Below are 18,924 nucleotides of genomic sequence, written 5' to 3' on the forward strand. Positions count from 1 at the left end.
CCGGGGCTGTCCACGCTCTGGCCTAGGTCACCAACTGCCCCTTCCCCAGGGCGATGACCCCGCCCCTGGACACCGTGTACAACTCGGCGTCCCGCTCCGGATTCACGCCGATCGTCGCGCCCGGCGGTACTTCCACGTTCTTGTCGAGGACCGCGCCCCGGACCACCGCGCCCCGCCCGATGTGGACGTTGTCGTGCAGGATCGAGCCCTGGACGACGGCTCCCGGGTCGACCACCACGCCCGGGGAGAGCACCGAGCGCGTCACCTGGCCCCGGATGAGGCACCCGGAGCTGATGATCGACTCGCTGGCCATGCCGCCGGCGTTGAAGCGGGCCGGGGAGAGCTGGCCGGAGTGGGTGTAGATGGGCCAGTTGCGGTTGTAGAGGTTGAAGGCGGGGCGCTCGGCGATGAGGTCCATGTGGGCGTCGTAGTACGCGTCCAGCGTGCCGACGTCCCGCCAGTAGCCCTGGTCGCGGGTGGTCTCGCCGGGGACGTGGTTGGCGCTGAAGTCGTACAGCGCGGCCTCGCCCCGGTCGGTCAGCGCGGGCAGGATCGAGCCGCCCATGTCGTGCACCGAGCCGATGTCCTCGGCGTCCCGCTGGAGCGCCTCTATCAGGGTCTTGGTGGTGAAGATGTAGTTGCCCATCGAGGCGTAGACGCACTCCGGGTCGTCCACCAGACCCGGCGGGTCGGCGGGCTTCTCCAGGAAGCGCTCGACCGTCTGGCCGTCCGAGCCCGGGGTGATCACGCCGAACTGCGAGGACTCCGCGCGCGGGACGCGGATACCGGCCACGGTGACGCCCGCGCCGCTCTCGATGTGCTGGGCGAGCATCTGCCGGGGGTCCATGCGGTACACGTGATCCGCGCCGAACACCGCGACGTACTCGGGTCGCTCGTCGTAGATCAGGTTCAGCGACTGGAGGATCGCGTCCGCGCTGCCCAGGTACCAGCGCGGGCCGAGGCGCTGCTGGGCCGGGACCGGGGTGACGTAGTTGCCGAGCAGGCTGGACATGCGCCAGGTCGTGGTGATGTGGCGGTCCAGCGAGTGCGACTTGTACTGCGTGAGGACGCAGATGCGCAGGATGTCGGCGTTGACGAGATTGGACAGCACGAAGTCCACGAGACGGTACGTCCCGCCGAACGTGACCGCCGGTTTCGCACGGTCGGCGGTCAGCGGCATCAGCCGCTTGCCCTCACCGCCCGCGAGCACGATTCCGAGCACCGAAGGTCCGCCACGACGCATGGCCGCTCCCCTCACCCTGGTTGACCCCAGCCTGCCCCTGAGCAGCGCACACTAAGCCTGTTCGAGGATCTCCGCGTAGAGCCGCGCGGTGCGCAGCGCCACGGCGTCCCAGCCGAACTCGACCACCGCGCGCTTCCGCCCGGCCTCGCCCATGCGTTTGGCAGTCTCCGGGTCGGCGAGTACGGAGTCGAGGGCCAGCGCCAGGTTCTCCTCGAAGTTTTCCTCGGTGGACACCAGAAGGCCGGTTTCGCCGTGTGCCACCACCTCCGGGATGCCCCCGACCCGCGAGGCCACCACGGCCGTACCGCAGGCCATCGCCTCCAGGTTGACGATCCCGAGGGGTTCGTACACCGAGGGGCAGGCGAACACGGTCGCGTGGGTGAGGAGTTGGATCACCTCGGGGCGCGGCAGCATCTGCGGGATCCAGTGCACGCCCTCGCGGACCCGGCTCAGCTCCGCGAAGAGGTCGCGGAACTCCCGGTCGATCTCCGGGGTGTCGGGCGCGCCCGCGCACAGCACGACCTGCGCGGCCGGGTCGATGTCCCGCACCGCGCGCAGCAGATGCGGCACGCCCTTCTGGCGGGTGATGCGGCCGACGAACAGGACGTAGGGGCGGTCGGGGTCGATGCCGAGCCGGGTGAGGACGTCGGTGCCGTGGTCGGGCCGGTAGAGCGTGGTGTCGATGCCGTTGTGGACGACCCGCACCTTGGCGGGGTCCAGGGTGGGGTAGCAGGTCAGGATGTCCTCGCGCATGGCTCCCGATACGGCGATCACACCGTCGGCGGCCTCGATCGCGGTGCGCTCGGCCCAGCTGGAGAGGGCGTATCCGCCACCGAGCTGCTCGGCCTTCCAGGGGCGCAGCGGCTCCAGCGAGTGGGCGGTCATCACGTGCGGGATGCCGTAGAGGAGCTTGGCGAAGTGGCCGGCGAGGTTGGCGTACCAGGTGTGGGAGTGGACGAGTTCGCGGCCTTCGAGTCCTGCGGCCATGGAGAGGTCCACGGAGAAGGTCCGCAGCGCGTCGTTGGCGCCGTCGAGGGTCGGCCAGGGGCGGTGGCGTACGACGCCCTCCGCGCGGCCCTCGCCCCAGCAGTGCACGTCGAGGTCGACCAGGGGCCTCAACTCCCGGGCGAGGAACTCCACATGGACGCCCGCACCGCCGTACACATCCGGGGGGTACTCCCGGGTCAGCAGTCCCACTCGCACCCGAAACCCCTTGTTCTCGGCGGCTGATTGCACTCATGGTCACCCAGAAGCGGCTTTCGGGGAAGAGCCGGGCGGCTGTGTGAAGCAGCAGTCCCCGCAGACCCCGCCGCCGGGGACCCGGTAGTAGAGGCAGCAGCTACGGCGCCGGAAGGCGGTGCCGGTGAGGGTTCCGGTGCCGGCGAGGAGGGGGTGGGCGAGGAGTTCCGAGGTGAGCGCACGCGCGCGCGTGGCGACGTCCGTACGGCCACGCGCGCGTGCCCAGCGGTCCAGTTCCCGGGCCGCGCCCGCCAGCGCGGAGGCCGCGTTGCCGAACAGCAGGCCGGTGGACATGCGGTAGTGGGCGACCAGGGCCGCGGTCAGCGGCTCCAGGTGGCCGTGGAGCACGGTGTCCGCGAGGGCGTCCGCGTCGGCGGGCAGCGGGCGGACCTCGGCCAGCCACAGGTCGTCCGGCGCACCGCTGTCGGCGTCCCAGCGCAGCAGCCGCGGGTCGAGGTCGGGGATGCGGCCGTACAGGGCGGCGCAACCGAGGGCCACCGACCACAGCCGGGCCGCGAGCGCCTGCTGGGCCACCGAGGCGGCAATCCGCAGCTCAGGGGCCTGGAGACGCTCCGCGACCACATGGACACGAAAAGTCAGGGAATTTCCGTAAACATCCGATGGCGGGTTTTCGTAGGTCCGCGCGAGCGTCGGCAGCGGGCCGCGCGGTGCCACGCCCGTGCGTAGTACGAAGAAGCCGCCGAGGGGGCGGAGCGCGGCGAGTTCGGGGTCCAGGTCCACGAACAGCAGTAGTACCAAGGCTCCTAGGGGTTTCCCCGAGGGGGTGTCCTCCGGTGTCACCCACCTTGGGGAGGACAGGGACCCTTTTGTACTCCATCGGCAGTACTACCCAATCGGTGCTCAGGTACGACGACGGGAAGAACATCAACCGGCATCGTGTTCTGTATGAAAGCCGACCGTTCGCCGCGTGGTGCCAGAGGCCCCCGCCTGACGCAGAGGAGCTGCCGATGAGCGCCCTCGCGTTGTCCATCGTGCTGTCGCTCGTCTCCGCCGTGGCCTACGCCGGTGGGGCGATCGTGCAGGAGCGCGTCGCGGTGTCCTCCCCCGACCAGGAGTACGCGCCGCTGCGCCGCCCGAGCTGGTGGGCGGCGGTCGCGTTGAACGGTCTCGGCGGTCTGCTGCACGTGGTGGCGCTGGCCTACGGCCCGCTGAGCCTGGTGCAGCCCCTGGGCGCGCTGACGATCGTGTTCGCGCTGCCGATGGCGGCCCTGTTCGTCGGCCGCAGGGCCGGTTCCACCGCCTGGCGCGGCGCCATCATGGCGACGATCGGACTCGCGGGTCTGCTGTCCCTGGTCGGCACGTCCGACGCGCAGTCGCTGAGCACCGCCCAGCGGGTGTCCGTGGCCGTGTTCACCGGCGCGGTGGTCGCGACGCTGATGATCGCGGGCCGCGCGGCACACCGGCACCCGGCGGTGCGCAGCGTGCTGCTGGCGACCGCGTCCGGCATAGCCTTCGGCATGTCCTCGGTGTTCACCAAGACGGTGGCGGTCGACTGGGACAGCGGCGCGGTGTCCGCGACCGACATCCCCTTCCTGGCCGTGATAGCCGTGTTCGCCGTGGCCGGCCTGATGCTGTCGCAGGCGTCCTACCGGGGCGCGGGCCTGGCGGCTCCGCTCGCGGTCCTGACGGTCGTGAACCCGGTGGTGGCCGCCGCGGTCGGCATCACGATGTTCGGCGAGACCTTCCGCTACGGCACGACGGGCACCCTGCTCGCCCTGAGCGCCGGAGTGGTCGCCGCGGGCGGTCTGATCCTGCTGACCACGGAGCGGCTGGAGAGCGAGAACGCGCCGGCCCGGTCGGCCGACACCCACGCGGCCCCCGTGGTCCCGTCGCCCATCGAGGAGTTGCTCGACGCCCTCCCTGGACAGCCCGTCGACGTGAGCGCGAACGTCGACGCCGACGTGACCGTCGAGGAGGTGCTGATCCCGGCCCCGGCGCCGATCCCGGCCGGCGAGGGTTACGAGAACCTGGAGCCGGTCGGCGCCGACGAACCACCACGCTTCTTCGGGCCCCTCTACGCCGGGCCCTACGTGCTGATGCCGGTGCCCGACCGGCACCGTACGCGAGTCACATCCTGACGCCGCCGGCCCGCAGATACGCGAGCGGGTCGATGTCGGTACCGAAGCCGGGCCCCGTCCGCACCTCGAAGTGCAGATGCGGGCCCGTGGTGTTGCCGGTGGACCCCGACCGCCCGATGCGCTGCCCGGCCCCGACCGACTGACCGTCCCGCACCGAGATCGCGGACAGGTGCGCGTACTGCGAGTAGCGCCCGTCGGCGTGCCGGATCACGACCTGGTAGCCGTAGGACCCCGCCCACCCGGCGCTGACGACCGTCCCCTGCTCGATGGCCTTGACGGAGGTGCCCGTGGGGACGAGGAAGTCGACGCCGGTGTGGTAGCCCTTGGACCAGGCGGAGCCCTCCGCGTGGTACGCGGTGCCGATGGGCGCGTTCACGGGGGCGACGAGGGTGTGACTCGTCGTCGCCTGCTTGGTGGTGGCTTTCTCCGCGGTGTGCGAAGTGGCCTTCTTCGGCGCGGACTTGGTGGCCGGTTTCGTCGTGGTGCGGGTCGCGGGGTCGGCCTTGGCCCGCAGGCTGAGCCGCTGGCCCGGCAGGATCAGGTCGGGGTCGGCGCCGACGGTCGTGCGGTTCGCGGCGTAGAGCCCGTGCCAGCCGCCGTCGACGCGCTCGGTCTCGGCGATCCCGGAGAGGGTGTCGCCGCGCACGACCGTGTACATCTCGGCGGTGCCCGCGCGGGACTGCGGTGTGGTCTGCGGCTGGACGTCCTTCACGGACCGCTTGGCGGTCTGCGTCCTGGTGTCCTCGGCCTTGGACTTGCTCGTGGTCTTGCCGGTGGCCTTGGTGCCGCCGGTGTGGATGTCGGGGGTGCCGCCGCCCCGGGTGAGCCCGGCGCGCACCGAGCAGACCGGCCAGGCGCCGGGTCCCTGGCCCTTGAGCACCTTCTCCGCGACGGCGATCTGCTGGTCCCGGGTGGCGAGATCCGCGCGGTGCGCGTACGCCGTGCCGCCGTAGGCCTCCCAGGTGGACTGGGTGAACTGGAGCCCGCCGTAGTACCCGTTGCCGGTGTTGATGCTCCAGTCGCCGCTCGATTCGCAGGCGGCGACCTTGTTCCAGGTGCTCACATCGGCGGCCTGGGCGGTGCCCGCACCGGCGCCGACGAGGGGGATCGCGATGCCCGCGCCGCCCGCCGTGACCGTGAGCAGCGAGGCCCGGTTGATCCTGTTCGGCTGATACCGGCGGTGCCGGCCGCGTACGGCCATGGGGAATCCCCCTCCACATGCGTCAGGAGGGCCAAAAATAAGCGCCCCGAACAGGCCATGACAAGACGGCAACAAGCCTCCTGTGGCTCAAGTGACCGGTAACCCGCTCCGGTTCCGCTGAGCACGTGCGATCGGGGTACCGGCAAGCCAGGATGGTCGGTGGGGCAATACTGACGAGCACGACCGGACCACCGATGTCAGGACCTTCCTGATCTTTGGGCCTGATCTTTAGGAGCCAACGGAATGAGCAGTTCAGCGCAGATCGGCGTCACGGGTCTCGCGGTCATGGGCCGCAACCTCGCCCGCAACTTCGCGCGCAACGGCTACACGGTCGCCGTGCACAACCGGACGGCGGCCCGCACGAACGCCCTGGTGGAGGAGTTCGGCAGCGAGGGCGACTTCATCGCGGCGGAGACGGCCAAGGACTTCGTGGCGGCGCTGGAGCGGCCCCGCCGCCTGGTCATCATGGTGAAGGCCGGTGACCCGACGGACGCGGTGATCCAGGAGTTCGCCCCGCTCCTCGAACCCGGCGACATGATCATCGACGGTGGCAACGCGCACTTCGCGGACACCCGGCGCCGCGAGCGCGACCTGCGCGAACAGGGCATCCACTTCGTCGGCATGGGTGTCTCCGGCGGCGAGGAGGGCGCGCTGCACGGGCCGAGCATCATGCCGGGTGGCCCGAAGGAGTCGTACGACTCGCTCGGTCCGATGCTGGAGAAGATCTCCGCGAAGGCGGAGGACGGGGCACCCTGTGTGACCCATGTGGGTCCCGACGGCGCCGGGCACTTCGTGAAGATGGTGCACAACGGCATCGAGTACGCCGACATGCAGCTGATCGGCGAGGCGTACCAGTTGCTGCGCGATGTCGCCGGGTACTCCCCCTCGCAGATCGCGGACATCTTCCGCACCTGGAACACCGGCCGCCTCGACTCCTACCTGATCGAGATCACCGCCGAGGTGCTGTCCCACGTGGACGCGGCCACCGGCAAGCCCTTCGTGGACGTGGTCGTCGACCAGGCGGAGCAGAAGGGCACCGGCCGCTGGACGGTCCAGATCGCCCTCGACCTGGGCGTCCCGGTCTCGGGCATCGCCGAGGCGGTCTTCGCCCGCTCCCTCTCGGGGCACGCGGCGCTGCGCGAGGCGTCACGCGGGCTGGCCGGACCGACCGCCTCCCCGCTGGGCGAGGCCGAGGCCGGGGCCTTCGCCGACCGGGTCGAGCAGGCGCTGTACGCGTCGAAGATCGTGTCGTACACGCAGGGCTTCCACGAGATCGCGGCGGGCAGCGAGGAGTACGACTGGAACGTCGACCTGGGCGCGGTCTCCTCGATCTGGCGCGGCGGCTGCATCATCCGGGCGGCCTTCCTCGACCGCATCCGCGCCGCGTACGACGCCCGCGCGGACCTGCCGAGCCTGCTGTCGGACGAGACGTTCGCGCAGGAGATCGCGGCGGCGCAGGACGACTGGCGCGAAGTAGTCGTCGCCGCGACCCGCCAGGGCGTCCCGACGCCCGGCTTCTCCGCGGCGCTCGCGTACTACGACGCGCTGCGCGCCGAGCGGTTGCCGGCGGCGCTCACGCAGGGACAGCGGGACTTCTTCGGGGCGCACACGTACCGGCGGGTGGACCGGGACGGCTCCTTCCACACCCTCTGGGGCGGTGACCGCTCGGAGGTCTCGGGCTGACCTCTCCGGCTGTGCCGAGCCCGCCTGCCGAACCCTCGGTCAGGCGGGCTGCCACAGTTCGACGCGATTGCCCTCGGGGTCGGTGACCCAGCCGAACCGGCCGATGCCGTCCATGTCCTGGGTCTCCTCGGCGACGTCCGCGCCCTTGGCGCGCAACTGGGCGAGCATCGCGTCGAGGTCGCGGATCCGGAAGTTGAGCATGCTCTGCTGGGTGCGGGAGCCGAAGTAGTCGGTCCCGGACTCGAACGCCGCGAACACCGTCGGCCCGGCCTCCTGGTGCCACAGCCCGTGCTCGTCGGTGTCCAGGCCCAGACAGTCGCGATACCACGCGCTCAGGGCCTCCGGGTCGGTGGCCCGCAGGAAGTATCCGCCGATTCCCAGCACACGTTCCATGGGGCCATCCTGCCAGGGTGGCGATCGGGCGGCCCGGCGGCACAGTGCCGGGCCGCCCGAGTCGCCTTGTTCGGCGAGGCCGGCGGGCCGCCGAGGCGGGGCGTGGTCGTGGTTTCGGGGTGGGCGCCCGCTCCTGTCCCTGGCCGGGTTCAGGTGAGCGGCGGTCCCGTTTCCGGGGTCGGTCCCGGCGCCGGGTCCGGTGGGATCGGGGACGGAGGCGGCCCCGGGGTCGGGCGGGGGTCCGGCGGCGGTGTGGGGAGCGGTCGCGGGGGCTCGGGGCTCGGGCCCGGTGTCGGACCCGGTGGTACGGGGTCGGGGTACGGGTTGGTCATCGTGTCCTCCAGCCAGTGGGTGCGTCGGCTCTGGACTACTCCCCCGCGTACCCGTCCCCCGCGCCCTCACTCACCCGGGTGGGCCCAGCCGGCGCGCGCCGCCCGGGCACCGGCCGCCAGCCCCGGCCGGGGACTCGACAGCACCGGGATCACCGTGGTCGTCAGCTGCCGGGCCGGTGCCATGGAACCCTGCGCGAGGACGATCGCGTCGGCGCCGGTGACCGCGTCCACGGCGTCCGCCACCAGCCGGGCGCAGCCCTCGGTGTCGCCGGCCTCGAAGCGGGCCCAGGCGCCTTCGACGAACAGGGTGCGAATGCCGAGGGGGCGGCCGATGCGCCTGCCCTCCTCCTCGACCAGCGCCACGGTCGGCTCCAGGGTGCTCGCCGGCGTGGCGGCCACGACGACGCGGGGACCCGCGGCCACCGCGGCCACCGCCATCGGGCGGTCGGCGCGCACCACCGGCACACCTACCCGCGCACCGGCCGTCTCCACGACCCCGCCGATGGTCGAGCAGGTGCACAGCACCGCCCGCGCCCCCTCGGCGACGGCCTCGTCCAGCACGTCCCGCACCGCCCCGGCCACCGCTTCCGTTCCCTCGCGCCGGGCCCGCGCCAACAGCTCCTCGTCGACGAAGTGCCGTAGTTCCAGGCCCTGTTGGTCCTCGTCGCGCACGGCGTCGAAGACCGGGACGTGAACGGGCGAGGTGTGCAGGAGGGCGAGCACGGGGGCGGGGCCTTGCGTCACTGTTCGACTTCGGAACGCTCGGCTCCCGACTTCCTAGAACCGACCCGGATGCGCCCTCAGCCACTCCTTCGCCGCATGCAGCAACTCCGGGTCGGCGGCCGGGGCTTCGGCGGGGTGGCGTTCCGCCCACTTGACGACGTAGGGGCAGAGCGGGGCGACGACGACGCCCTCGCGGGCCGCGATGCCGTACAGCTCGCGGGCCAGGGAACCCGCGATGCCCTTTCCCTCGTGGGCCGGTTCGACGATCGTGTGGACCGGGACGAGGGCGCGCCCGGGGGTTTCGAGGACGAAGTACTCGATGTGGCCCACGACTTCGCCGTCGCCGATGGCCTCCAGGCGGCCCGCCGCCCGGTCGTCGCGGATCTCGATCTCGCTCATGGGCATCCTCCTGGTGGGATGGTCAGGCGGTGACGGCCTGCGGGCTGCGCGTCTGTTCCGAACCCGGCACCGGCTCGGACGGATCGGCGCCCAGGCCCACGATCCGGTTGGCGGAGTCCGCGTGCACGACCCGGGGCCGAAGCGCCCGCGCCTCGGCGTCGGACACCTGAGCGTAACTGATGATGATCACCAGGTCTCCGGGATGCACGAGGTGGGCGGCGGCCCCGTTGATCCCGATGACACCGCTGCCCCGCTCGCCCTCGATGACGTACGTCTCCAGGCGGGCGCCGTTGGTGATGTCGACGATGTGGACCAGCTCGCCGGGCAGCAGATCGGCGGCGTCCAGCAGGTCGGCGTCGATGGTGACGGAGCCGACGTAGTGCAGGTCGGCCTGGGTGACGGTGGCTCGGTGGATCTTGGACTTGAACATGGTGCGCAGCATGGAGGCACTCCTGAATCTCGGCTCCCTGCCTGCGTTTGTGCAGGTCAAGGGCTGGTCCCCCACTTTACAGCGCGCCGCGTGCGCCGTCGGTGCCGACAGGGGTTCCCGTTCCTCACGCCGACCGGCCTGACGCGGCTCCTGTAAGGACCAGGTAAAGACCGTGGTTCACAGTTTCGGTTGCGGTTGCCGGTTCCCGTGCTGGGGATGAATGTGGCCACACAGGCCGGATCAGCCCCCTGGAGACGCCGTGACCACTGCCTCAGAGCCCCGGGTGTCCGGGCTGGAGATACGTTCCATCGACTATGTGCCCCTCAACGAGCGCCACGGCAAGCTGTGGCACCTGGGGCCCCTGTGGTTCATGTCGAACGCGCAGATCGCCACGCTGGCGGTCGGGCTGATCAGCATCACCGAGGGCGGCAACCTCATCTGGTCGCTCATCGCGATCGTCGCGGGCACCCTGCTCGGCACCTTCTTCATGGCCTTCCACTCGGCCCAGGGCCCCCAGCTGGGGCTGCCGCAGATGATCCAGTCGCGGCCCCAGTTCGGTTACGTGGGCGCCCTGTTGGTGTGGCTGTTCGCGTATGTGCAGTACGCGGGCTTCAACGTCTTCAACACGATCCTCGCCGGTGAGGCCCTGCACACCACCGTGCACGGCGGCACCAAGATGTGGGTGGCCGTGGTCACCGTGATCGGCTTCGTGATCGCCCTGGTGGGCTACGACGTCATCCACAAGGCGGAGCAGTTCCTGACGTACACCTTCCTGGTCGTCTTCGGGATCTTCACCGTGGGCGTGCTGGCCACCCTGCACTACCCGGCCGGCTCCTTCGACCTCGGCGGATTCTCCTGGACGCCGTTCCTCGCGCAGTTCGGCGTGGTCGCCGGCTACCAGATCAGCTGGGCGATCTACGTCTCGGACTACTCGCGCTACCTCCCGCCGGACGTGACCGTCCGCAAGACCTTCTACTGGACCTACTTCGGCTCGGCGCTCGGCGGGGTCTGGCTGATGACGCTCGGCGCGCTGCTCGCCGCCTGGGCGGGCAAGGACTTCGACACGATCCGCTCGATCAACGCGGCGGGCGACAAGGTGTTCAGCGGCTTCGGCGCGATCGTGCTCCTGTTCGCCACCCTGGGTCTGGTCTCCGTGACCGCGCTGAACATGTACGGCGGTTCACTGACCCTGATCAGCGCGATCGACTCGTTCAAGAGGGTCCGACCGACCGTGGGCGTAAGGGCGTTGACGATCGGGCTGACCGCCGTGCTCTCCCTGGTCGGAGCGCTGGCCGCGACCGCCGACTTCCTCACCAACTTCAACAACTTCCTGCTGCTGGTGCTCTATCTGTTCATCCCGTGGACCGCGGTCAACCTGATGGACTACTACGTGGTGCGCCGCGGCCACTACGCCATCGCCGAGATCTTCAACCCGCACGGCATCTACGGCCGTTGGGGCTGGCACGGGATCATCTCCTACCTGGTCGGCTTCGGCGTGATGGTGCCGTTCTTCTCCGTCGGCACCCTCTACGTCGGCCCGATCGCCCACGCCATGGACGGCGCCGACCTCTCCCTGTTCGTCGGACTGCCGGTCGCCGCGCTGCTGTACTGGTGGCTGAGCCGGTCGATCGATGTGGAGGCCGAGATCCGCGTCGCCGAGGCGGAGGCCGAGGAGTTGGAGCGCGCGGCGCACGAGCACCGCGAGCCGTGACCCTTTCACCGTCACGCGAGCCATGCCCCCTTCACCGTCAGGCGACCGTCTCCGGCTGCTGCTTCTCGAACTGCGTCCGGTACAGCTCGGCGTATCGGCCTTCGGCGGCGAGGAGTTCGTGGTGGGTGCCGCGTTCCACGATGTGCCCCGCCTCGACGACCAGGATCTGGTCGGCGGAGCGCACCGTGGACAGCCGGTGGGCGATCACCACGGCCGTGCGGCCCTGCAGCGCCTCGGCGAGGGCCTCCTGGACGGCCGCTTCCGAGGTGTTGTCGAGGTGGGCGGTGGCCTCGTCGAGGATGACGACGCGCTGGCGGGCCAGCAACAGCCGGGCGATGGTCATGCGTTGACGCTCGCCGCCGGAGAGCCGGTAGCCGCGTTCGCCGACGACCGTGTCCAGGCCGTCGGGCAGGGACCGTACGAGGTCGTCGAGGCGGGAGCGGCGCAGCGCGTCCCACAACTCGTCCTCGGTGGCGGCGGGTTGGGCGAGCAGGAGGTTGGCGCGGACCGAGTCGTGGAACAGGTGGCCGTCCTGGGTGACCATGCCGAGGGTGGCCCGCAGGGAGGAGGCGGTGAGGTCGCGGACGTCGACCCCGCCGACACGGACGGCGCCTTCGTCGACGTCGTAGAGCCGGGGCAGGAGTTGGGCGATCGTCGACTTGCCGGCGCCGGAGGAGCCGACGAGGGCGATGGTCTGGCCGGGTTCGGCGCGGAAGGAGACGCCGTGCAGGACCTCGGTGCCGGTGCGGGTGTCGAGGGTGGCGACCTCTTCCAGTGAGGCGAGGGAGACCTTGTCGGCGGAGGGGTAGGCGAAGCGGACCTCGTCGAACTCGACCGCGACCGGGCCCTCGGGGACCTCGCGGGCGTCGGGTTTGTCCTCGATGAGGGGCTTGAGGTCGAGGACCTCGAAGACGCGCTCGAAGCTGACGAGGGCGCTCATCACCTCGACGCGGGCTCCGGCGAGGGCGGTGAGCGGGGCGTAGAGGCGGGTCAGGAGCAGGGCGAGGGACACGACCGCGCCGGGCTCCAGGCTGCCGTGCAGGGCGAACCAGCCACCGAGGCCGTAGACGAGGGCGAGGGCCAGGGCGGAGACGAGGGTCAGGGAGGTGATGAACACCGACTGGGCGGTGGCCGTGCGGACGCCGATGTCCCGGACCCGGCTCGCGCGCTCGGCGAACTCCAGGGACTCCTCCTCGGGGCGGCCGAAGAGTTTGACGAGGGTGGCGCCGGGCGCGGAGAAGCGTTCGGTCATGCGGGTGCCCATCGCGGCGTTGAGTTCCGCCGCCTCGCGCTGCATGCGGGCCATCCGGCTGCCCATCCGGCGGGCCGGGACCACGAACACCGGGAGCAGCACGAGCGCGAGCAGGGTGATCTGCCAGGACAGGGTGAGCATGACGACGAGGGTGAGCAGCAGGGTCACGACGTTGCTGACCACTCCGGACAGGGTGTTGCTGAACGCCCGCTGCGCGCCGATGACGTCGTTGTTGAGTCGGGAGACGAGCGCGCCCGTACGGGTACGTGTGAAGAACGCGACCGGCATGCGCTGCACATGATCGAACACAGCCGTCCGCAGATCGAGGATGAGCCCCTCCCCGAGCGCCGAGGAGAGCCGCCGGCCAAGGATGCCGAGCGCCGCCTCGGCGACGGCGATCAGGGCGATGAGCAGGGCGAGGCGTACGACGGTGCCGTCGTCGCCGCCCGACACGATCGCGTCGACGACGTGCCCGGCCAGTACGGGGGTCGCGACGGCGAGCAGGGCCGTCACCACCCCGAGGAGTACGAAGCGGGCGATCTGACGACGGTGGGGCCGCGCGAACTCCGCGATGCGGCGCAGCGTGGCGCGGGCGAACGGGCGGCGCTCCCGTTCCGCGGTCATGACACTGTGCAGTTGGGTCCAGGCCGTGCTCTCCATGCTCATGGGAGAGACCGTAGGACCTCAAGCGGCGTTGAGGTCAACGAATGCGCCGCCGCACCGCGCGAGGACGCATGTAAGGACGCGCGTAAGGAGCTGTCCCCGCTGCCGCAACCCGCAGTTGTCGTGGCGCGGAGAACCTCCAGTGATGTGAGACACATCCGCGTCCGGCAGATCCTGTGCCTGCTTCCGCTGCTCCTGGTCACCGTCGTCGCCGTACAGCACCGGTCCGTGCTCGTCGAGGGCTTCGGCCAGCTGCGGTCGGCGGAGTGGCCCTGGCTGGTGGCGGCGGCCGGTACCACCTGTCTGACCTGGGTCGCCGCCGCGTTCACCCGGCAGGGCGCGGTGGTCGAACGGCTGCCCGCGCGGCGGCTGTTGGCCACGCAGTTCGCGGCGGGCGCGGCGAACCACCTGCTGCCGACGGGACTCGGCGCGGGCGCGGTCAACCTCCGCTTCCTGACGGTGTGCGGGCTGCCGCTGGCCCGTTCGTCGGCCGCGCTCGCCCTGTTCCTGCTCGCGGAGTCGATAGCCCGGCTGACCCTCCTCACCGGTCTGCTGATCGCCTTCCCCAACGCCCTGCGCCTGGGAACCCTCCTTCCGGCGGGGGCACTCGGCCCGCTGCTCCTGATCATCGGCGGCGCGCTGTGCGCGGCGATCCTCGTCCTCGTGCTGGTACGACGGCTGCGTACGGCGGTCCTGTCGTTCCTGCGTACGGCGCTGGGCGAGGCCCGTTCCGTGCACACGCGGCCGGCGCGGGCGTTCGCGCTGTGGGGCGGTTCGCTGGCGTTCCCCGCGCTCCAGGCGGCCGGACTCGTCGCGGTGGGGCAGGCGTTGGACCTGCCGGTGCCGCCCGCACAGATGGCGCTCGCCTATCTGGCGGCGACGGTCGCGGTGGCGCTGGTGCCGACACCGGGCGGGATCGGCTCCGTGGAGGCGGCGCTGATCGTGGCGCTGGTGGCGGCGGGCGGCCCGGTCGCGGTGGCCACGGCGGTGGTGCTGGCCTACCGGATCATCACGGTCTGGATCCCCATCATTCCGGGGGCGTTGACGCTCGGCGCGCTGGTCCGGCTGAGAGTCATCTGATTCGCGCAGCCGATCGAACATCCCGTAAAGCGATATCAACCCTGGTCAGAGCATCGACCAGGGTTGATTTGCGTTCCCCTCAACTCCCCTGTTTTACTTTTTACTTGACTCCACATGACAGCACGAGTTGACTGAAGGGCGTTGATTTGTCAGCCGAGGAGGCAGGACTGTCATGGGGGACGAGACGTTCGGAATCAACCTGGCGGGAGGCCGGGGCGAACGCGCCAAGCCGCTCACCCTCGCCTCGGCCGACTACATCCGCAGCAAGGCCCTCATCCCGTTCGTCGGCCGCTCCGTCGTCGAATGGCTCGTCGAGTCCTGCCGCGACCAGGGCATCCGCCGCTTCTACGTGATCGCGCAGGGCGCCGAGAACCACAGCCAGATCAAGCTCGTGCTCGGCCACGGCGAACGGTTCGGCGTGGAGATCCACTACTCCCGCGCCCGGCTCGACCGCTACAACGTCGGCTCCGGCGCCGCCACCCTGCACAACCTCGAACAGTGGGACCTGACCGGCCGCGCCCTGGTGCTGCCGGTGGACTCGGTCTTCGAGTTCTCGCTCGACCGGCTGACCGCCGCGCACGACACCGCCGACGCCGTGATGACCGTCGCCACGGTCGGACGCACCCCCGAGGAGATCGCCGGAAAGTACGGCGCGATGCAGACCTCGTCGGCCGGACTCGTGGCCGGATTCCTGGAGAAGCCCTCGCTCGACCGCATCCACCGCCTCTTCCCCGAGACCGCGCTGCCCGGGGCCGGCCGGACCCTGTCCACCAACGCCGGGATGTACCTGGTCGACTGCGGCCGACTGCGGCTCGCCGCCCGCACCCCCGAGATGATCCGGCTCGCCCAGCAACACCTCGACTGGGGCGGCGATCTGGTGCCCTGGCTGGTGGGCCGCGGCCTGCCCGTCGCGTCCGCACCCATCGACCGGCTCGGCGACCTCGGCAGCGTCGACGACTACCTCACCACGCTCGGCGAGGTCCTCGGCGGCCGCTATCCGTGGCTGAACCGCGCCATGGGCACACCGCTCAGCACGGACCCGCCGTACTGGATCCACGAGAGCAGTCTGCGCACCAAGGACAGCGTCACCGGTACGACCCTCGCCCAGAAGATCTCCGACGGCAGCGTGGTCATCGGTCCCGGCGTGCGCATCGGGCGGTACGCGGAGATCGGACCGGGGGTGCGGCTGCGCCACACGGACATCGGTGACGGCGTCGACATCGACGAAGGGGCGCGACTGACCAGGACGGCGATCGGCGACGGCGCCGTCGTCGGGCCGTACGCCCGGATCGAGGACTCCTACGTCGGTCCCCTCGCGCAGGTGCGCTCCGAGCGCGGCAGCCCGGTCCGGCTCAGCCACTCCGCGGTCGGCGACGCGGCCGAACTGCGGGCCGGCACCCGGCTGTCCGGCGTCAGCGTGTATCCGCGGCTGCGCGTCCCGGCCGTCACGGGGCTGCCGACCGGCACCCACCTGACCAGCTCCGACGACATCCTGCACTGGGTCTGACCGCTCCTCTTCCGCGCTCCGCCGCCCGCTTCCGCACGAACTCCCTCTCTTCTGGAGACCTTCATGGACAGCCCGATCGCAGTCATCGGAGGTACCGGCCGTGTCGGCCGGCTCGTCACCCGACAGTTACTGGCCCGCGGCGAGACCGTCCGGGTCATCGGCCGCAGCATCCGCAGCGCCCGCCGGTATCTGCCGCCCCAGGCACAGTTCTTCGCCGCCGACGTACGTGATCCGGCGACCGTCCGCATCCCCCTGTACGGCTGCGCGGCCGTCGTCTACACCGTGGAGCCCGGCACCGACGCCAGCGGCCCCGACAGCCCGGAGACGACCCTGCACACCGGGGTCCGCCACGCTCTCGACGCACTGCGCGCCACCGCCGCCACCCCGCACTTCGTACTGGTCAGCGAGCGTCATGTCACCCACCGCGACCACCCGATGAACGCCTACGGCCGGATGCTGGACTGGCGCCTGGCCGGCGAGAACGCGGTCCGCGACTCCGGGCTGCCGTACACGGTGATCCGCCCGGGCTGGCTCACCGACGAGCCGGGGCACAACCATCTCCACCTGGAGCAGGGCGACCTCGGCGACGGACAACAGGTCGCCCGCCTCCATGTCGCCGACGCCTGCGTCCGGGCCCTGTACGCGCCCGCGGCCCGGGGCGTGACCTTCGAGATGCGCAGCGAGGCGGGCGGCGCGGGGCCCGTGCCCTGGGAGGAACTGTTCGCCTCGCTGCGCTCGGACGACACCACCCTCGCCCGGGGAGCACTCGCCTGAGGCCCCAACTGCCGTGCCCCACACTCCGATTGGCTCTGACAGACGTGATGACCGACCATATGACCTTACCGGCCGACCAGGACACCGAGGCGTCCGGCGCGTACCCGGCCGACGTCACTCCCGGCCGCCCCCAGCCCCTGGGCACCACCGTGGACGCCGACGGCGTGAACTTCTCCGTCTTCTCCGAGCACGCCACCCGAGTCGACCTGCTGCTGTTCGAGCACTGCGACAGCCCCCGGCCGCACCGCACGATCCGGCTGAGCCCCGATCGTCACCGCAGCTTCCACTTCTGGCACTGCCATGTGAGCGGGATCGGCGCCGGCCAGGTCTACGCCTACCGGATGGACGGGCCCCACGAGACCAGCGCCCTGGGTACCCGCTTCGACCACCGCAAGGTGCTGCTCGACCCGTACGCGCGCGCCAACATCAACAGCCGCTGGGAGCGCGCCCACGCCATCGGTCCCGGGGACAACGTCGAGCACTGCATGCGCAGTCTGGTCGTCGACCTGGACGACTACGACTGGGAGGGGGACGAGCCGCTGCGCATCCCGATGGCCGACACGGTCATCTACGAGACGCACGTCCGCGGCCTCACCGCCTCGGCCTCCTCCGGCAGCGCCAGCCCCGGCACCTTCTCTGCCGTCATCGACAAGATCCCCCACCTCCAGGAACTGGGCATCACCGCCGTCGAGTTGCTGCCGGTCTTCGACTTCGACGAGACCCAGGTACTGCGCACCGGACCCGGCGGCGTCCCACTGCGCAACTACTGGGGCTACGACCCCTACGGCTTCTTCGCCCCGCACACCGGTTACTGCTCCAGCCCCCATCTCGCCACGCACATCACCGAGTTCCGCGACATGGTGAAGGCGTTCCACAAGGCGGGCATCGAGGTCATCCTCGACGTGGTCTTCAACCACACCAGCGAGGGCAACGAGTTCGGGCCGACGATCAGCTTCCGGGGCGCGGCCAACGAGGCGTACTACCACCTGTGGCCGCAGGACCGCTCGCACTACATGGACTTCACCGGGTGCGGCAACGCGGTCAACGCCAACCATCCGATGGTCACCAAGTTCATCCTGGAGTGCCTGGAGTACTGGGTCACCGAGCACCATGTCGACGGGTTCCGCTTCGACCTCGCCTCCGAACTCTCACGCGGCCCTCTGGGCTACGAGATGGCGGTGCCGCCCGTGCTGTGGGCGGTGGAGCTCTCCCAGGTGCTGGCCGAGACGAAGATCATCGCGGAGCCCTGGGACGGCGGCGGGCTCTACCAGGTGGGCCGGTTCCCAGGAAAACGCTGGGCCCAGTGGAACGGACCGTTCCGGGACGACGTACGGCGCTTCGTGCGCGGGGACTCAGGGCTGGTGGGCGACATCGCCTCCCGGCTCGGCGGCTCGGCGGACCTCTTCGCCCCGCAGGGCGAACTGCCCACCAACAGCATCAACTTCGTCACCTGCCACGACGGGTTCACGCTCAACGACCTGGTCAGCTACGACGAGAAGCACAACCACGCCAACGGCGAGGCGGGCGCCGACGGCGCGAGCGAGAACCACAGCTGGAACTGCGGTGCCGAGGGCCCCAGCGACGACCCCGCCGTCGAGCGGCTCAGGCTCCGGCAGACCAAGAACCTCCTCGCGGTGCTGATGCTCAGCCGCGGCGTGCCGATGCTGCTGGCCGGCGACGAGTTCCGCAACGGCCAGAACGGCAACAACAACGCCTACTGCCAGGACAGTCCGACCTCCTGGCTGGACTGGAGCCAGGCGAAGAAGGAGAAGGAGACCCTCGCCTTCACCCAGGGTGCCATCCAGCTCCGCAAGCGCTACCGCGCCTTCCGCGAACCGCACTTCTTCTCCGAGCACCTCAACTCCCGGCACCAGCCGGACATCACCTGGCACGGCACCCAACTCGACCGGCCCGGCTGGGAGGACACCTACGCCCGGGTACTGGCCTGCACGTACGGCGGTTTCGACGGCGACCCGGATCTGCATCTGATCCTCAACATGTATCACCTGGGCCTCGACTTCGAGCTGCCCGCCATCCAGGGTCACCGCTGGCACCGCGTCCTCGACACGGCCCGCCCCGGCCCGCACGACATCCTTCCGCCCGGACAAGAGGAGCTGGTCGACGGCCACACCTTCCACGCCCACGGCCGCAGCGTGGTCCTGCTGGCGGCCCTGCCTGACGAGAAGGGCACCTGA

At 70.7% G+C, this 18,924-nt stretch carries 16 protein-coding genes; 7 read left to right on the forward strand and 9 right to left on the reverse strand.

Going from position 1 to position 18,924, the window contains the following annotated elements:
• Positions 1 to 22: 22 nt before the first annotated feature.
• Genes glgC through ACIQBL_RS11865 form a run of 3 tightly spaced genes read right to left on the reverse strand, consistent with a single transcriptional unit; the run spans position 23 to position 3,241 of the window.
• A complete protein-coding gene (glgC, locus tag ACIQBL_RS11855) occupies positions 23 to 1,243 on the reverse strand; it encodes a glucose-1-phosphate adenylyltransferase (RefSeq protein WP_401939781.1) in 1,221 nt (406 codons plus the stop codon).
• Between the two features lie 51 nt (positions 1,244 to 1,294).
• Positions 1,295 to 2,446, reverse strand: coding sequence for a glycogen synthase (glgA, locus tag ACIQBL_RS11860; protein ID WP_401939783.1), 1,152 nt, complete (start codon positions 2,444 to 2,446; stop codon positions 1,295 to 1,297).
• Positions 2,447 to 2,485: 39 nt separating this feature from the next.
• A complete protein-coding gene (locus ACIQBL_RS11865; RefSeq protein WP_401939784.1) occupies positions 2,486 to 3,241 on the reverse strand; it encodes a (2Fe-2S)-binding protein in 756 nt (251 codons plus the stop codon).
• Positions 3,242 to 3,450: 209 nt separating this feature from the next.
• On the opposite strand from ACIQBL_RS11865, the gene ACIQBL_RS11870 reads away from it, so the two are divergent.
• Entirely contained in the window at positions 3,451 to 4,581 is a 1,131-nt protein-coding gene (locus ACIQBL_RS11870; protein ID WP_401939785.1) for a DMT family transporter, read from the forward strand.
• Here ACIQBL_RS11870 and ACIQBL_RS11875 read toward each other — a convergent pair.
• Positions 4,571 to 5,782, reverse strand: a complete 1,212-nt coding sequence (locus ACIQBL_RS11875; protein WP_401939787.1) for a transglycosylase family protein — start codon at positions 5,780 to 5,782, stop codon at positions 4,571 to 4,573. The two genes, ACIQBL_RS11870 and ACIQBL_RS11875, sit on opposite strands and share 11 nt — an antisense overlap.
• A gap of 243 nt (positions 5,783 to 6,025) precedes the next feature.
• Between ACIQBL_RS11875 and gndA the strand changes: the two genes are divergently transcribed.
• Positions 6,026 to 7,465: an NADP-dependent phosphogluconate dehydrogenase gene (gndA, locus tag ACIQBL_RS11880; protein WP_401939788.1), complete on the forward strand. Its 1,440-nt coding sequence runs from the start codon at positions 6,026 to 6,028 to the stop codon at positions 7,463 to 7,465.
• Between the two features lie 39 nt (positions 7,466 to 7,504).
• Here the strand turns inward: gndA and ACIQBL_RS11885 are convergent, their stop codons facing one another.
• The 4 genes from ACIQBL_RS11885 to panD form a co-directional block, all read right to left on the reverse strand.
• Complete coding sequence (locus ACIQBL_RS11885) at positions 7,505 to 7,858, reverse strand: VOC family protein (protein ID WP_401939791.1); 354 nt, start codon at positions 7,856 to 7,858, stop codon at positions 7,505 to 7,507.
• A 398-nt stretch (positions 7,859 to 8,256) separates the two neighbouring features.
• A complete protein-coding gene (locus ACIQBL_RS11890) occupies positions 8,257 to 8,913 on the reverse strand; it encodes an aspartate/glutamate racemase family protein (RefSeq protein ID WP_401940698.1) in 657 nt (218 codons plus the stop codon).
• A 54-nt stretch (positions 8,914 to 8,967) separates the two neighbouring features.
• Positions 8,968 to 9,312, reverse strand: a complete 345-nt coding sequence (locus tag ACIQBL_RS11895) for a GNAT family N-acetyltransferase (RefSeq protein ID WP_401939793.1) — start codon at positions 9,310 to 9,312, stop codon at positions 8,968 to 8,970.
• A gap of 22 nt (positions 9,313 to 9,334) precedes the next feature.
• Positions 9,335 to 9,754 carry an aspartate 1-decarboxylase gene (gene panD / locus ACIQBL_RS11900; protein ID WP_401939796.1) on the reverse strand — a complete coding sequence of 140 codons (420 nt, stop codon included), beginning with the start codon at positions 9,752 to 9,754 and terminating at the stop codon, positions 9,335 to 9,337.
• Between the two features lie 247 nt (positions 9,755 to 10,001).
• Between panD and ACIQBL_RS11905 the strand changes: the two genes are divergently transcribed.
• A complete protein-coding gene (locus ACIQBL_RS11905; protein ID WP_401939798.1) occupies positions 10,002 to 11,453 on the forward strand; it encodes a purine-cytosine permease family protein in 1,452 nt (483 codons plus the stop codon).
• Positions 11,454 to 11,490: 37 nt separating this feature from the next.
• Here the strand turns inward: ACIQBL_RS11905 and ACIQBL_RS11910 are convergent, their stop codons facing one another.
• Positions 11,491 to 13,365: an ABC transporter ATP-binding protein gene (locus ACIQBL_RS11910; RefSeq protein ID WP_401940700.1), complete on the reverse strand. Its 1,875-nt coding sequence runs from the start codon at positions 13,363 to 13,365 to the stop codon at positions 11,491 to 11,493.
• Between the two features lie 150 nt (positions 13,366 to 13,515).
• Here ACIQBL_RS11910 and ACIQBL_RS11915 point away from each other — a divergent pair, with 150 nt between their 5' ends.
• From ACIQBL_RS11915 to glgX, 4 genes are all read left to right on the forward strand, one after another.
• The gene (locus tag ACIQBL_RS11915) at positions 13,516 to 14,448 is read left to right on the forward strand and encodes a YbhN family protein (RefSeq protein ID WP_401939801.1); all 933 of its coding nucleotides are present in this window, start codon (positions 13,516 to 13,518) and stop codon (positions 14,446 to 14,448) included.
• Positions 14,449 to 14,620: 172 nt separating this feature from the next.
• Positions 14,621 to 15,955 carry a sugar phosphate nucleotidyltransferase gene (locus ACIQBL_RS11920; protein WP_401939803.1) on the forward strand — a complete coding sequence of 445 codons (1,335 nt, stop codon included), beginning with the start codon at positions 14,621 to 14,623 and terminating at the stop codon, positions 15,953 to 15,955.
• A gap of 63 nt (positions 15,956 to 16,018) precedes the next feature.
• Complete coding sequence (locus ACIQBL_RS11925) at positions 16,019 to 16,729, forward strand: SDR family oxidoreductase (protein ID WP_401939806.1); 711 nt, start codon at positions 16,019 to 16,021, stop codon at positions 16,727 to 16,729.
• Positions 16,730 to 16,788: 59 nt separating this feature from the next.
• Positions 16,789 to 18,924, forward strand: coding sequence for a glycogen debranching protein GlgX (gene glgX, locus ACIQBL_RS11930; RefSeq protein ID WP_401939809.1), 2,136 nt, complete (start codon positions 16,789 to 16,791; stop codon positions 18,922 to 18,924).

This window comes from Streptomyces sp. NPDC088350 (assembly GCF_044753545.1).
Classification (GTDB): Bacteria; Actinomycetota; Actinomycetes; order Streptomycetales; family Streptomycetaceae; genus Streptomyces.